Genomic DNA, 13,165 nt, shown 5'->3' with positions numbered 1-13,165 from the left:
TATACAAGATTCTACATAAATTTCACACTGGAATTTTAGTAATAATTTTATTTTTAAGCGATAAAAAAACATATAAAATGTCTATAACTCATTAGAATATGTACAGAGTTCAAAATAAGATAATAAGCGTCCACTATGGTCAACATCGAAAGTATATGTAAATCCTTGCTTCCGCAAAAGTTTCTTTGAATTCTCATTTGCTATTTTCACTCTAGCGATTATTCTTTTTAGATTCATCACCTCTGTTGCATATTGAATGGAAGCCTCTGCTGCTTCAATCGCATATCCATTCCCCCAATGCTCTGGGTCAAGAAGATACATAATTTCTATTTCCCCTGTTTCATCTACCTTTCTTAAACCACAATGTCCTAATAGCTGGCCTGTTTCATTTTTGAATAACAGCCATACACCAAAATCATACTGTTCCCAATGCAATATAAGTTGACTAATATACTCTTTAGTTTCGTCTAGTGACATACCTCTTGATTTAGCAAGCCATTTACCAACCGCTTCTTTCTTCAAAATATTATACAATTGATCAACATCTTCTAAATTTGGTCTTCTCATGGACAACCTTTTCGTACGCATTACTTTCCCCTCTACAAATACAGACATAATCCCCCTCCTAATACTGTTTACAGACTAGTAAATTATACCATGAACTACCACCCGGCTTTAACTAAGAAAAAAACAGACTATCAATACATGACATCTGTTTTTCTCTTACCTTATTTTTGTATGTCCGCCCATTTTAAGCTTGTTGCTGGACCAAATTGGTGAACATATAAATCTTTTACGTACGGTTTTTGTAAGTAAGATAGTCCGCGCTGGAATACTGGTGCAATTACTGCATCATCAAGAAGTACTTTTTCAGCATCTTGCATTGCTTTCCAACGAACTTTCTCATCATTACCTAATTCTGTTTTAATCTTCTTAATTAGCGCATCGTATTCTGGATTTGCATACCCTGTATTATTAACAGTACTTCCCGAAAGGAAAACTTCTAAGTATGTCATTGGATCTGGGTAATCAGGTAGCCAGCGTGATAACGACATTTCATATTCTTTTTTCTTCTCTAACGCTAGTTTTTGAGTATGTGGTTGTAATTTCACATTTACTTTTAGCCCTGGTAAGTTTTTCTCAAGCTCTTCTTTAATATACTCTCCTACTTTTTTAAAGTTTTCTAAGTCATAGTTTAAGAATTCTAACGTTACTTCATTTGTTCCCGTCTCTTGCTTTGCTTTTTCCCAATATTCCTTTGCCTGTTTTACGTTCGTCTTATTAAACTCTCCAGCCGTATCTCTAAAATCTTTCTTATCTGGCCCCTTTAAAAATCCTTTCGGAACGTAGTAGTTCGCAGCTACCGAACCATCATTTAAAAACGAGGTTGCAAGCCCGTTCTTATCAAAAACTGTGCTAAGTGCAAGACGTGCGTTTTTATTTTTAAGAATCGGTACATTTTCATTGAAACGGAAGAAATACATAACTGGATCTGTATATTGTTTCAGTTCTTTATTATTTTTATATTTATCTACGAATTCTGTAGAAATGACAGCTCTATCTACCTTATCTGTTTCATATAAATTTACCGCAGTTGAAATTTCTTTAACAATTTGGTAGTTTACTTCATCTAATTTCACTTCTTTTTTATCCCAATATTTATCGTTTTTCTTCATTGTAAAGCTCGCTTCGTGCTTCCACTCTGATAACGTAAACGGCCCATTATATATCGCTTTATTCGCCTCTAAGCCATATTTATCGCCTTGCTCCTTCGCAAACTTTTCATTTATTGGATAGAAAGACGGTAAAATTAATAGCTTTGTAAAATATGGTACTGGATGTTCTAACTCAACAACAAACGTTTTATCATCTTTTGCTTTCACACCTAATTCTTCTAATCCTAATTGTTTCTTATTTATCTTTTCCGCATTTTTCACATCGTACGCAATATATGCATATTGAGAGGCTGTATCTGGATTAATAAGTTGCTTCCAAGCATATACGTAATCATGAGCTGTTACTGAATCACCGTTAGACCATTTCGCATCACGCAAGTGGAAGGTATATGTCTTTCCATCTTTACTCATTTCATATTTTTGTGCCCCAGCCTGAATCACTTCATCATTTTTCGATAAACGGAATAATCCTTCCATAACATTGTTTAAAACATTAAACGAAACTGCATCTGTTACTTTCCCTGAATTCAATGACGGAATTTCACCCGTTTCTAATAATTGTAATACTTTCTTCTCATCTTTCGGCTTTGTAACTGTTTTTTCTTTCGCACAGCCTACTAAAAAAGAAGAGACAAGTAGAGTACTAACTAATGAATAGCGAACAACCTTTTTCATATAAAGCCCCCTATCTTTTTCAAGGTAAGTAACGACGAGCACCAGCGTATTCTTCTATATATCCTAGTTTATTTAGCGGAATAATTTCTACCGATCTTTCAGCTCTTGGTGAATGAATCATATTGCCATCACCAATATACATTCCAACGTGATGAACACTACCTTTTCCTTGATCATGTGCGAAGAATATTAAATCTCCCTTTTGAAGATTTTCCTTATCAACTGCGATTCCTGCTTTTGACTGTGGCCCCGAATCTCGCGGGATTGTAATACCATGCGATTTATATATCGTATGAGTAAATCCTGAGCAATCAAAGCCAAACCCACTTGTACCAGCCCATATATACGGTAATCCTAAAAACATCTTACCAGTATTTATTAGATCATCAGCTGTTGGCGTAGGAATATCATTTTGAGAACGGTGAACAGTTCCATCTTTCTTGCGTAACCACACCTTCTGACCATTTGGTAATAGTACGCGGTACGAAATAGTATCTTCACTTAAAAGTGGTAACCGCGTATTATAACTTACCTCAAGTGATTTATGTTTTTCAGAAGGATTTATATATAAAATAGCTGTCGGTTTTGTAATTAAAACGAAGGGCTGTCCTGCCTTATCTGCAAATTCTTGATTATACGCTAATTGTTTTTCAGGCATCCATCCGGGGTACCCTTCCTCATTTCGCGGCGTTGGCTGTCCATGCACTAGCACTTTCACCCAATCACCTCGTTTATCAATTACAGTTACTTCTTGACCGAGTAACGCTTGCGTTTCTAATTTATTTGCGTTTGTTAACCAAAGTTTCTCATCTAGTGTCATTGATTTCGTCCACTTCCATAAATCAACAGGATTACTTGCACTAGGTGCATCAATTGGCCGAAGTGAATCGGGTGCAGTCCATAACGTTGCAGCCGATACGTCTATATACGCTTTATTTTCTTTCCTCTCTTCAGCGTTCGCCGCTGTAAACGATGAAAAAATAAATAATGTTGTTAATAATGCAGTCCCCGCTTTTTTCATACATATCCCCCTTAAAAGATAGTTTGCTAGACACTACTTCTAAGACTTTATATTCACTGCAGAATGCAGGTTTACCTTTGGACCTGTGTAAGTCATTCCTTCTGGTTCTTCTACTAACCATAATGGTGCATCAAGATCAAAGTAATGAATATTCGGATGAGCCGCAGCTAAATGCGACACAGCGCTAACTGAAAGTGAAGATTCCATCATACTTCCAACCATACATTTTACACCAGCTGTTTCTGCAATATCCGCAATTCGCCAGGCTTCTCGTATACCGCCACATTTCATTAATTTAATATTAAGTAAGTCTGCATATCCTCCTTGGACGAGCTTTAACGCATCCCTTGCTGAAAAGATGCTTTCATCTGCCATAATAGGCGTTTGTACATTATCTTTCACGTATTTTAATCCATCCCAATCTTTCGCATGAACAGGTTGTTCTACAAATTCTATATTTAAATTTCTATTCTCCATTTCTTTAATGATTGAAACCGCTTCTTTCGGATTCCATCCTTGATTTGCATCTAAACGTAACGTCGTATTTTTTGGCACTACATTTCGAATTGCCTCAATGCGTTCCAGATCTAAATGTGCCTCTTTACCAACTTTAATTTTTAATGTTTGGAATCCTTTTTCTATATGCTTTTTTGCCTCTTTTGCCATTAATAATGGTTCATCCACACTTACAGTAATATCCGTATAAATCTCTTTCTTTCCACCTAGTAATGCGTATATAGGTATACTATGAAATTGACAGTACAAATCGTATAAAGCCATATCTACCGCTGCTTTCGCACTTGTATTTCCTACGCAGCTCATTTGAATTTGTAACAATAACGTTTGAAATTGCAGTATGTCTCTATCAACTAATGCGGAACGAATTGATCCTAATATTGCCTCCTCAATCCCGCTGGCGAAATCACCAGTAATAACTGGTGTTGCTGCCGCAGCTCCTTTTCCAATAATCCCTTCATCTGTATGAATAAACACATCTATACTTTCAATTTCCGTTACGGTACGAAGCGCTGTTTTAAACGGTGTATGAAGCTTTACACGTCTACGATTTACTTTTACATCGATAATTTTCATTTTGTTCATCCTTTCGTTGTCCAACAAAAAAATCCAGCCATAAGAAGATTCTTACGGCTGGATTTTGTCTATGAATGTGTAGACAAAGCAGCAATCTGATTATATTTTTTCTGCGCATCTTTTAGCGCTACAAGTAGCGCCTTTTGAGACGAACCGAAATATCGATTTTTTATTTCTGTTACTAACGCTGGGTCATTAATATTTTTATGTAGAAACAAATATTTAACAAATTGAGATGTTAATGCAATTGTCGCTGAGCAATCTGCATCTACAATTTCCCCTGTATCCTTCTCAAGTACAAATGCTACAAAATAACTTTTGAACTTTTCGGTAATGGGATTATTTTGAGGTGCTTTCGCATCCCCTACGACATAAATTGTATTTGATGCGTACACAGCTATCTTCCTTTCTTATACGAGGATAACGGTTTTCTTAGCAGGCGTATGAGCTATTAACTCAACGTTGATTAAAAAATATATCCGCTTACCTTGTATTATATACAATTGACAGAATTTTAACAATATTTATTCCGACATATATTCCATAATTATGAAAATCTCTTAAAACAATTGGAAATGGCTCACACTCCTCATTTTTACAATATGTCATCACTCCTTGTACCATGACATTCATACTACAAACTCCTTCATTCATACATAAAAAACAGTTAGCTATCGCTAACTGTTCCACCACTTCACTTCGGCAATACGAATATTGTTTCGTTTGACTTAGAAAATTGATACTCTTTTCTCGCAAACTTTAATATCTCTTCTTCATTATCGGTTAAATTCTCAATGTTAGTCTTTAAAAAACCTTGATCTTTCTCTAAAGAAACTAATTGTTTCTTTTGATTCGTAATTGTATCTTTTTTTTCATTTATTATTTCTTGCTGTTTCGTTAAAATATATTGAACGTACAAAGTAGTTGCAGCGATAAAAATGAACATGAAAATAAAACGCCTTAACTTCTTCTTATTTATTGCTCGGTTGGCATTAGGCTGTGATAGTTGCTCTGGTATATTAGGAATATTTACTCTTTTGAGTTTCCTCATTTTCAAATCCCCCTAACCCATATTTTTCACTGCCATCGGCACGATCTTATTAACTTAAATTCTATTCTTATAAAATAAGCTCCTTCACAAAAAAATCTCATAAATTAACCAATTAGAGATAGCGTTCGACGACATTTCCCTATTCAAAATGAAAATTTTTATTTATGCTGCAATAAAATAGTAGTTTATGTTATTCTTTTTCCTCTATTGTAGAAAACATTTTCACACACATTCATCCTCCCCTTTGCATACCGATGTTATAACATGCTTACAAGGAGGAAAAATGATGCACTACCGTACATTAGGTAAAACCGGAATTACCGTTTCAGAAATTGGCTTTGGAGCGTGGGCGATTGGTGGTGATGAATGGGGGCCCGTTAACGATTCACAATCTATAACCGCTATGAAAAAAGCAATCGAATGCGGTGTGAATTTTATTGATACTGCTGATGTATATGGACTAGGTCATAGTGAAAAATTAGTAGCACAGGCAATAAAAGACTACCGTAATAATATCGTTTTATCAACGAAAGGCGGACTCATTGGGCATCACTATGATCCAAATGGAGAGCCTGTTTATAATACAGCTGAAAAAGTAATCGCGGTATTTGACACTAGTTTACTGCGCCTCCAAACAGACTATATAGATGTTTATTTCTGTCACATTTGGTGGGATAAACAAGAAGAAACAGAGGCATTTTTACGCGCATTTGAAATATTAAAACGGGACGGAAAAGTAAGAGCTGTAGGTGTTTCAACTCATGACCTACAATATATAAAACACTTCAATAAACACGATGCAATTGATGTTGTGCAACTTGATTACAACATATTAAACCGAAAACCAGAAAACGACATACTGCCATACCTAAAAGAGAATAATTTAGGAGCAGTTATACGCGGTCCTTTAAAAATGGGGATATTAACTGGAAAATTCACAAACGCAACAACTTTTCCTGATGGAGATTTACGCAAAGAATGGCCAAAAGAAACTTGGTTTCAAGAAGATTTACAAAAAGTAGAGAAACTACGATTACTCTCAAATGAAAATCAAACCTTAGGGCAACTTGCACTTCGTTATGTCCTCACTCATCCAGCGGTATCGGTCGCAATTCCTGGTGCAAAAACAGAAAAGCAAGCGAAAGAAAACGCAGGTGCGTCAACTCGTCCCCTTTTTACAGATGAAGAGTTAACATATATTCGTTCACTATAGAACAAGACCAGCTGCTGGAAATACCCAGCAGCTGGTCTTGTTTTACTTTTAATATTTTAAATCAATATCGTATTCCATTATTTTCGCAGTTTCTTCAGCAATCCGAGCACCCAACAAATTTTTCACAATGTGAAATGACATGTTAATTCCGGCCGAAATTCCGCCAGACGTAATAATGTGCCCCTCATCGACAAACTTTACATTCTCTAATACTTCCACATTCGGAAAATCATTTCTAAAATTTTCAATACTTGCCCAATGTGTTGTCGCTTTGAAGCCGTCGAGTAATCCAGCTTTCGCAAGTAAAAGCGCACCGGTACAAACAGAAGTCATTAACTTTACTTCTTTCATTTGCTGACGGATCCAATTTATTATTATTTCATTTTTCATTTCGTTTTCTCTAGCACCTAACCCACCAGGAATAATTAAAATATCAACTGGAGGTAAGTCTTCGATACTATAATCTGGTTGTACCTTTAATCCATTTCTCGCTGTAATCATTTCTCCATCTTGACTAACAGTATGAACTGTAAATGGTTGACCTTCACTTGTTGCTGTAACGGAAAAAACTTCAAATGGGCCCGCAAAATCTAACACTTCCACTTCATTAAAAAGAAAAACCCCTACATTCCAGTGGCTAATCATAGGCTCACTTCCTCTTGCAAATGATGTAATAGAGATTCATGCCCTTTTTCTAAAGCAATATCATATGCGGTTTTCCCATCATTTTTCTTAATCATTTTATTAGCACCCTTTTCAAGAAGTAATATAATGATTTCTTCATTTCCTAATAACGCTGCTTCATGCAGTCCTGTCCAACCACCACTTTGCGCAGCATTCACATCTGATCCCTTTTCAATTAAGAAAGCTACAAGCTCGCTTTGCTTATTCGCAATTGCTGCTTGAAGTGGTGTATTTTCATTTTCGTTTTTTGCTCTAATATGTATATCGGCTCCCTGTTCTAAAAGGAAACTTGCAATTTCTTTCTGTCCAAAATAAGCAGCTAAATGAAGCGGTGTCCATCCATCTTCACTATATGAATTTACAATACTTTGATCCGAGTTTATTATCTCCACTACTTTTTCTTTTTCCCCGCTTATAACAGCTTGTGATATTAATATGATTTGTTCCATAATGAGCCTCCACTTATAAAGATATTAAGTATTCTTTATATAATTTCTATTAATAATCACATGTTCCTTTCAAAATATATAAGTTTACATAATAATATTATTTTTGTAATTTGTTATACCAATAAAAAAACAATCCCTCAAACGAATGGATTGTTTTTGAATTTCATTTTTATAATCACTTGAAAATTGCATCATTTTTACTTATAACAAATTAGCATTAATAAAAATGAAATAAAATTATACATTTAGCAGTCATGAACTCTTTGCATATCGAAACCGATTTTCACTTAAATCAAAAGTTTTTTATCATTTGAAAACAAAAATACAATTTACCCTTACGTTTGAAAAACACATATGTAGCAAACTTCTATAACAGTACTCTTATTATACTAATCTATAACAATTCTGCCTTCTTCCCTTACCGGTATCTTTTAATACATAAGACTTTATAACGAGCGCTGTTAGTGAATCCGTTAATGTTTTATATGATAAATTCGAAAGAGCTAATAGATCGTTCGTATATAACATTCTATGCTTCTCTAATAATAATAGTACTAATCGTTCTGACGGTTTTAATGTTTCATCACTTTCTAGTATAAAATCTATATTTTTCATATCCCCTACATCTTACTCCTTATATAAAAAAATGATTTTAGTAATTATTTAATATAAAAATACTACACAACAAATTCGAAGGTATATTAAAATAACACATCACCCAAACACTATTATACTATAACATAAAAAAGACATTTCCCCAAATTGGAAATGCCTTTTTATATCTATTTCTCTTTTTTATATAATTGATAAGATTGTTCTAGCCCTTTATTATATTTCGTATTATTATCTGTCCATTCTCCTCCTAAATTTCCTGGCCATCCTGATGTATTAGCAACATATTTAAGTAAATCCCAATCCTTCAATCCTTTTTTCACACCGCGTTCATATGAATTAACCATGTTAGAGATTGCTATTGTTGCATTTATTTGCGAGTCCATTAAGCTCTCTTCTGACAATTGTGCTGGTGCTAAACCACCACGATGTAATTGGAATAATCCGAAAGATGTTCCATTGTCCCCTATCGCTTTTCGATTAAACTTTGTTTCATGATCAGCAATAGATAATGGTATCCAATCTGGAATACCATGCCTCTTTGCAACTTCACTAATTACTTGTTTATTATTTTTAATCTCTTTCTTCTTTTCATAGTTGGTATAAATTACATAAATTAAAGTAAATAATGTAAGTAATAAGAGTATATATTGTAGCGCTTTTTTCATCATTTCATCTCCTGCTTTGTGTATGTTTCACTATCTACATACACTATAAGACTTTTATGTGACATTCATTTGACGAAATGATATTAATCATACATAAGCAGTTACCTTTTTAACGAATTTACCGAAAGAATTCTCCTTCCTCAAGCGTGTGAAGTGCGCTAGCCCAACGGTAGGTGGGAGATGAATTTCGGTTTGGCATAGCCAAAAACTTTTGATAAACTAGCTATATGAAGTTCTTTGATAACTTGATATATAAGGTTGCAGGAAGAAAATAGAGTGCGAAAACCAAGCCATTCGGTTCCTGCGTAAAATATCAACCGTACCAAAAGAGCGTCCAAGCGTTGGACATCTAGGGTTGGAACACTCCAAAGTAACGCTCAGGGAGATGAAAGGTTGCTTTCGTCGTGGAACTGAGAAGCTCCCACTTCAAGCTTTGCTAAGTGGCGAGTAGTTCACCTATCGATCTAATAACTCAAGTTCTTCTAAAATCCCTTCAACAAATAAAAACGGTTCGTCTTTCATGCTCTAAACATGAATGGCTAACCGTTTTTCCAGTGTCTTCTTAATTAACATGCTCTACCTTAAATATTTATTGCAATATGCGGTTTGCTGTAATGACTCGTCCCACCGCCACCTACTACTACTTTACCGCCTTTTTCGAAGATTAATAATTTACTTGAACCATCTGAAAGAAGCACTATTACTTCAGCATGATCACTTGTAGCCTTGTAGATTACATAACCACTTTTTGAAATACAAGTTTCCCAATTCTCATCAAATTCTGATCTTACTACCCGATTAGAATACACTTGATTTTCAATTCTTCCTTGTTCTTCGTTTTCCAAATTTATTCACCCTAATTTCCTAAAGTGTCATTTACATTAAAATAGCAGTCCTATTTATAATAGTGACCGGCTTTAATATAAATAGTATATGTGGTTATTAGGAGAATGCTTGGACAATGAAAACGTAACAGCATTTATGTATTTTACAATCGAAATTTCTCCTTAATCATTAACGCTACTTCTTTCGCACTTAAATGAGTATTATTAATTTTTATATACTCTTCTTTTTTAATTTCACCATGAAGTGAGTTTAATCTATGTTTTTTCATCGTTTCTTTTAAATTTTTTTCAGACCATTCAATGTCTCTTTTTTTCGGTTTATGCTCTAGTCTATGTGGACTTTTATTACGCTCTAATCTTTCACCCAGTTCTGCTTCAAGTTCTACAAAATACACCGTTCCACCTTTGGACTCAAAGATACTTACTACATGTTGTATATAATCCCAATCAGATTGAAGATCCAATGCCCATACATATGTAAATATCATTCCATAAAGGTTACTTTTGGATACTTCTTCAAATATTTCATTACGAAACAAACTTACTAACCTTTTTGCTTCATTTGTACTGTAATCAAAAAATGGACTTACTAAATCAATTGTCATGTGATTATGAAAAATCTTTAAATCTGTAATTTTTGCTAATTCTTGACCAACTGTCATTTTCCCAACTGCTTGTGGGCCGAATATTAATACGAGTTTCATATGTTTATGTATCCTCCAAAATATTTTGTTTACTCTATGTTGTTTCTCGATTAACTTAATAATTCCTCCCCTAATATAGTTTTTCAAACGTTTAGGTTATTTTCGATGATAAAGGTGATAAGACTCCACATTATCGAATAATGATACACCACAATTAACATGTTTTTGTATATCTATCGGGAGATCACTATGAATTCTTTCATTCTGTTTATTTTTATTCTCGTTTCTCTTAATGTATTAATTTTCTTTTTGGCAAAGAAACGTTGAAGAATATGGAGAATAGCCGGAATACTATTTATTTTTTGCTCTCCCTTCGTTTTCTTCATTACAATAAATATTTTTGTCCAAAAAATGGGAAATGGATTTGCCGGTGGTGCCGCTGGCTTTACCTTTGCAGGACTATTAGTAGCCAATGCAATTGTTTATTTTATCGTAAGTATTTTTGTCTCTAAAAGTACTGAAAACTAACAGGAACATTTATTTATAAAGCACTAGTAAACAAAGTCACTCAATATAAAAGAGCTTACCTTAGTAAGCTCTCCTTTCTCATTCATCTCATAAACCTTTACTTTACAATAGGCAATGTCACTTCACTCAATTTCACTGTTAGCTTTGTTCCTGCTTTCGGCCTAATTGTATAATCGTAGTCACTTGCGATTAAAACGACTCCTATTTGATGTCCTTCTTTAAATACGTAATCATCTGGCTGCATGTCCCATGTAAATGTGTAATCTTTACCAGGTTGAATCACCGTTGAATTATTTATACTATTCAAATTTTGTGGATCCATCCAACCTCTCGTTACGATTTCAGGCTTTGCTCCGCCATAATCAACAAGTAATGCTGTTAAATTTGATACAGACCGATCAATATTCCCTTTAAATGAAATCTTCGGCGTACCGCTTATTCGCATATCTTTTTGTAGTACAGGCATTGTATATACTAATCGATTTGCTACTTCTAGCTCTGGGTTTTCTACTAATTGATTCGACTTTATTTTAGCATCATCTACAAATGAGAAAACATTGTTTACTGATCCCATACTTAATGGCAGATTGACTGCTTTATTACTTAAATACATACGGATTTTTGATGGTACAGCCGCCGGATCTGGCCAATTTTTTATTTTTTGCCACGTTTTATTTTCACGTTGCACATCTACCATCGGTTCATCCATAATTCCATTTTCAATTCCATATAACCAATAATCGAACCATTTATTTTGCGTTTGCTGCCAGTTATTACTTGTTGTCCCGCCGTGTCCCCCTTGATGTAACCACATTTTACGAGGAACATTATTTTCACCAAGAGCTTCCCACCACTGTGCGAATTGCTTCGTTTTTACATTCCAATCATTTAAACCGTGAACAACAAACACACTGGCTTTCACATTTTTAGCGTCTTTTACATAGTTACGTTTATCCCAAAAATCGTTATAATCACCTGTTTTTCGATCTTGTCCAGCAGTAAGTTCGTTAATTATTTGCCCGCAAACTTCAGGGTTCTTTCTTGTCAGTACTGCTTCCGCCATATTATCTGTATCTTCTCCTTGATAACCACCTGGCGCAATTACCGCCCCATTTGCACGATAATAATCGTACCAACTACTAATCGCCGCGATTGGGATAATTGTTTTTAAACCTTCAACTCCAGTCGTTGCGACAGCATTTGGCAATGTCCCATTATAAGAAGCTCCCGTCATACCTACATTACCCGTAGACCAATTTGCATTTACTTCCTTACCATCCTCTGTATATGCCTTTGCACGTCCATTTACCCAATCAATAACAGACTTTGTTCCAAGTATTTCTTGTTCATCTCCAGTTGTCGGACATCCATCTGATTTTCCAGTACCGATACTTTCCCCTAAAATGACTGCATATCCTCTCGGAACGTAATAATTGCCGTACGAACCAAGATTAACCGCTGCATACGGTTTTCCTTCATACGCATACAATTCTTCATCGACATTATAAACAGGAACATCTTTTAACCCAGCACGATATGGACTCATTTCATATATAACAGGAACTTTCACATTCGGATCAGTCTTTGGACGCATAACCTTAATAGATACACGATCCTTTTTACCATCTCGATCACTATCAACTTCTGTCTCTACAAATAAATTCTCAATAATTGAATCATCAAGAGAATAGATTGGTTTCGTCATCCCATTTTCTAATTCAATTTTCGTGTTTGGAATTAAAGCTTCTGAAACTTGACCATTTAACTTAATATCACTCCCTTTTACAGAGGCCCCTTCCTTACTTTCTGCATGTGCAGTCATATTAGAAACTCCTGAAGTAATTGTTAAAGATAATATAGTCGACAGCGTAATTGCTAATTTCTTTTTCTCCATGCACTTCCCTCCCATATATTCCTTCTCTTACTATACATTAAAATTACAGAAAATTCAGTTTATATTTCATATAAACAGTTGAGAAATTTGTAGAACATTCGAATCTTTTTAGA

15 protein-coding genes are annotated in these 13,165 nt (G+C 34.7%); 1 reads left to right on the top strand and 14 read right to left on the bottom strand.

The window, feature by feature from the left end:
* Nucleotides 1-81: 81 nt before the first annotated feature.
* From MR109_RS14305 to MR109_RS14280, 7 genes are all read right to left on the bottom strand, one after another.
* Nucleotides 82-615 carry a GNAT family N-acetyltransferase gene (locus tag MR109_RS14305; RefSeq protein WP_071719313.1) on the bottom strand — a complete coding sequence of 178 codons (534 nt, stop codon included), beginning with the start codon at nucleotides 613-615 and terminating at the stop codon, nucleotides 82-84.
* A gap of 113 nt (nucleotides 616-728) precedes the next feature.
* Nucleotides 729-2,351, bottom strand: coding sequence for a peptide ABC transporter substrate-binding protein (locus MR109_RS14300; protein ID WP_242272571.1), 1,623 nt, complete (start codon nucleotides 2,349-2,351; stop codon nucleotides 729-731).
* Nucleotides 2,352-2,370: 19 nt separating this feature from the next.
* Entirely contained in the window at nucleotides 2,371-3,372 is a 1,002-nt protein-coding gene (locus MR109_RS14295; protein WP_242272569.1) for a C40 family peptidase, read from the bottom strand.
* 39 nt (nucleotides 3,373-3,411) lie between these two features.
* Nucleotides 3,412-4,464 carry a dipeptide epimerase gene (locus tag MR109_RS14290; RefSeq protein ID WP_071719310.1) on the bottom strand — a complete coding sequence of 351 codons (1,053 nt, stop codon included), beginning with the start codon at nucleotides 4,462-4,464 and terminating at the stop codon, nucleotides 3,412-3,414.
* Nucleotides 4,465-4,532: 68 nt separating this feature from the next.
* The gene (locus MR109_RS14285; RefSeq protein WP_002012954.1) at nucleotides 4,533-4,859 is read right to left on the bottom strand and encodes a DUF3870 domain-containing protein; all 327 of its coding nucleotides are present in this window, start codon (nucleotides 4,857-4,859) and stop codon (nucleotides 4,533-4,535) included.
* Nucleotides 4,860-4,947: 88 nt separating this feature from the next.
* Complete coding sequence (locus MR109_RS30220) at nucleotides 4,948-5,220, bottom strand: hypothetical protein (RefSeq protein WP_308197278.1); 273 nt, start codon at nucleotides 5,218-5,220, stop codon at nucleotides 4,948-4,950.
* Complete coding sequence (locus tag MR109_RS14280) at nucleotides 5,159-5,515, bottom strand: FtsB family cell division protein (RefSeq protein WP_002172330.1); 357 nt, start codon at nucleotides 5,513-5,515, stop codon at nucleotides 5,159-5,161. The genes MR109_RS30220 and MR109_RS14280 overlap by 62 nt, the downstream gene beginning before the upstream one ends.
* A gap of 286 nt (nucleotides 5,516-5,801) precedes the next feature.
* Between MR109_RS14280 and MR109_RS14275 the strand changes: the two genes are divergently transcribed.
* Nucleotides 5,802-6,728: an aldo/keto reductase gene (locus MR109_RS14275; protein ID WP_071719307.1), complete on the top strand. Its 927-nt coding sequence runs from the start codon at nucleotides 5,802-5,804 to the stop codon at nucleotides 6,726-6,728.
* 48 nt (nucleotides 6,729-6,776) lie between these two features.
* On the opposite strand, the gene MR109_RS14270 is transcribed toward MR109_RS14275, so the two are convergent.
* The 7 genes from MR109_RS14270 to MR109_RS14235 all read right to left on the bottom strand — a co-directional run bounded on the left by MR109_RS14270 (nucleotide 6,777) and on the right by MR109_RS14235 (nucleotide 13,052).
* Nucleotides 6,777-7,373, bottom strand: coding sequence for a DJ-1/PfpI family protein (locus tag MR109_RS14270; RefSeq protein WP_242272567.1), 597 nt, complete (start codon nucleotides 7,371-7,373; stop codon nucleotides 6,777-6,779).
* Nucleotides 7,370-7,861 carry an ankyrin repeat domain-containing protein gene (locus MR109_RS14265; protein WP_048371064.1) on the bottom strand — a complete coding sequence of 164 codons (492 nt, stop codon included), beginning with the start codon at nucleotides 7,859-7,861 and terminating at the stop codon, nucleotides 7,370-7,372. The genes MR109_RS14270 and MR109_RS14265 overlap by 4 nt, the downstream gene beginning before the upstream one ends.
* A 384-nt stretch (nucleotides 7,862-8,245) precedes the next feature.
* Nucleotides 8,246-8,476, bottom strand: coding sequence for a hypothetical protein (locus MR109_RS14260; RefSeq protein ID WP_071719305.1), 231 nt, complete (start codon nucleotides 8,474-8,476; stop codon nucleotides 8,246-8,248).
* 167 nt (nucleotides 8,477-8,643) lie between these two features.
* The gene (locus MR109_RS14255; RefSeq protein ID WP_071719304.1) at nucleotides 8,644-9,144 is read right to left on the bottom strand and encodes an invasion protein; all 501 of its coding nucleotides are present in this window, start codon (nucleotides 9,142-9,144) and stop codon (nucleotides 8,644-8,646) included.
* Between the two features lie 578 nt (nucleotides 9,145-9,722).
* The gene (locus MR109_RS14250) at nucleotides 9,723-9,986 is read right to left on the bottom strand and encodes a hypothetical protein (RefSeq protein WP_025150904.1); all 264 of its coding nucleotides are present in this window, start codon (nucleotides 9,984-9,986) and stop codon (nucleotides 9,723-9,725) included.
* Nucleotides 9,987-10,129: 143 nt separating this feature from the next.
* Entirely contained in the window at nucleotides 10,130-10,690 is a 561-nt protein-coding gene (locus tag MR109_RS14245) for an AAA family ATPase (protein WP_098304198.1), read from the bottom strand.
* Between the two features lie 565 nt (nucleotides 10,691-11,255).
* Nucleotides 11,256-13,052, bottom strand: coding sequence for a Xaa-Pro dipeptidyl-peptidase (locus tag MR109_RS14235; RefSeq protein WP_242272564.1), 1,797 nt, complete (start codon nucleotides 13,050-13,052; stop codon nucleotides 11,256-11,258).
* Nucleotides 13,053-13,165: the final 113 nt, after the last annotated feature.

It is taken from the genome of Bacillus cereus group sp. BfR-BA-01310, from assembly GCF_022664325.1.
In the GTDB taxonomy this organism is placed as follows: Bacteria; Bacillota; Bacilli; order Bacillales; family Bacillaceae_G; genus Bacillus_A; species Bacillus_A paramycoides.
The sequence above is the reverse complement of the archived record's forward strand: the minus strand, read 5'-3'. Positions and strand labels throughout refer to the sequence as shown.

Coding starts and splice junctions, on each gene's coding strand:
- MR109_RS14305 (WP_071719313.1), bottom strand. CDS start 615: ATGTCTGTATTTGTAGAGGGGAAAGTAATGCGTACGAAAAGGTTGTCC.
- MR109_RS14300 (WP_242272571.1), bottom strand. CDS start 2,351: ATGAAAAAGGTTGTTCGCTATTCATTAGTTAGTACTCTACTTGTCTCT.
- MR109_RS14295 (WP_242272569.1), bottom strand. CDS start 3,372: ATGAAAAAAGCGGGGACTGCATTATTAACAACATTATTTATTTTTTCA.
- MR109_RS14290 (WP_071719310.1), bottom strand. CDS start 4,464: ATGAAAATTATCGATGTAAAAGTAAATCGTAGACGTGTAAAGCTTCAT.
- MR109_RS14280 (WP_002172330.1), bottom strand. CDS start 5,515: ATGAGGAAACTCAAAAGAGTAAATATTCCTAATATACCAGAGCAACTA.
- MR109_RS14275 (WP_071719307.1), top strand. CDS start 5,802: ATGCACTACCGTACATTAGGTAAAACCGGAATTACCGTTTCAGAAATT.
- MR109_RS14270 (WP_242272567.1), bottom strand. CDS start 7,373: ATGATTAGCCACTGGAATGTAGGGGTTTTTCTTTTTAATGAAGTGGAA.
- MR109_RS14265 (WP_048371064.1), bottom strand. CDS start 7,861: ATGGAACAAATCATATTAATATCACAAGCTGTTATAAGCGGGGAAAAA.
- MR109_RS14260 (WP_071719305.1), bottom strand. CDS start 8,476: ATGAAAAATATAGATTTTATACTAGAAAGTGATGAAACATTAAAACCG.
- MR109_RS14255 (WP_071719304.1), bottom strand. CDS start 9,144: ATGATGAAAAAAGCGCTACAATATATACTCTTATTACTTACATTATTT.
- MR109_RS14245 (WP_098304198.1), bottom strand. CDS start 10,690: ATGAAACTCGTATTAATATTCGGCCCACAAGCAGTTGGGAAAATGACA.
- MR109_RS14235 (WP_242272564.1), bottom strand. CDS start 13,052: ATGGAGAAAAAGAAATTAGCAATTACGCTGTCGACTATATTATCTTTA.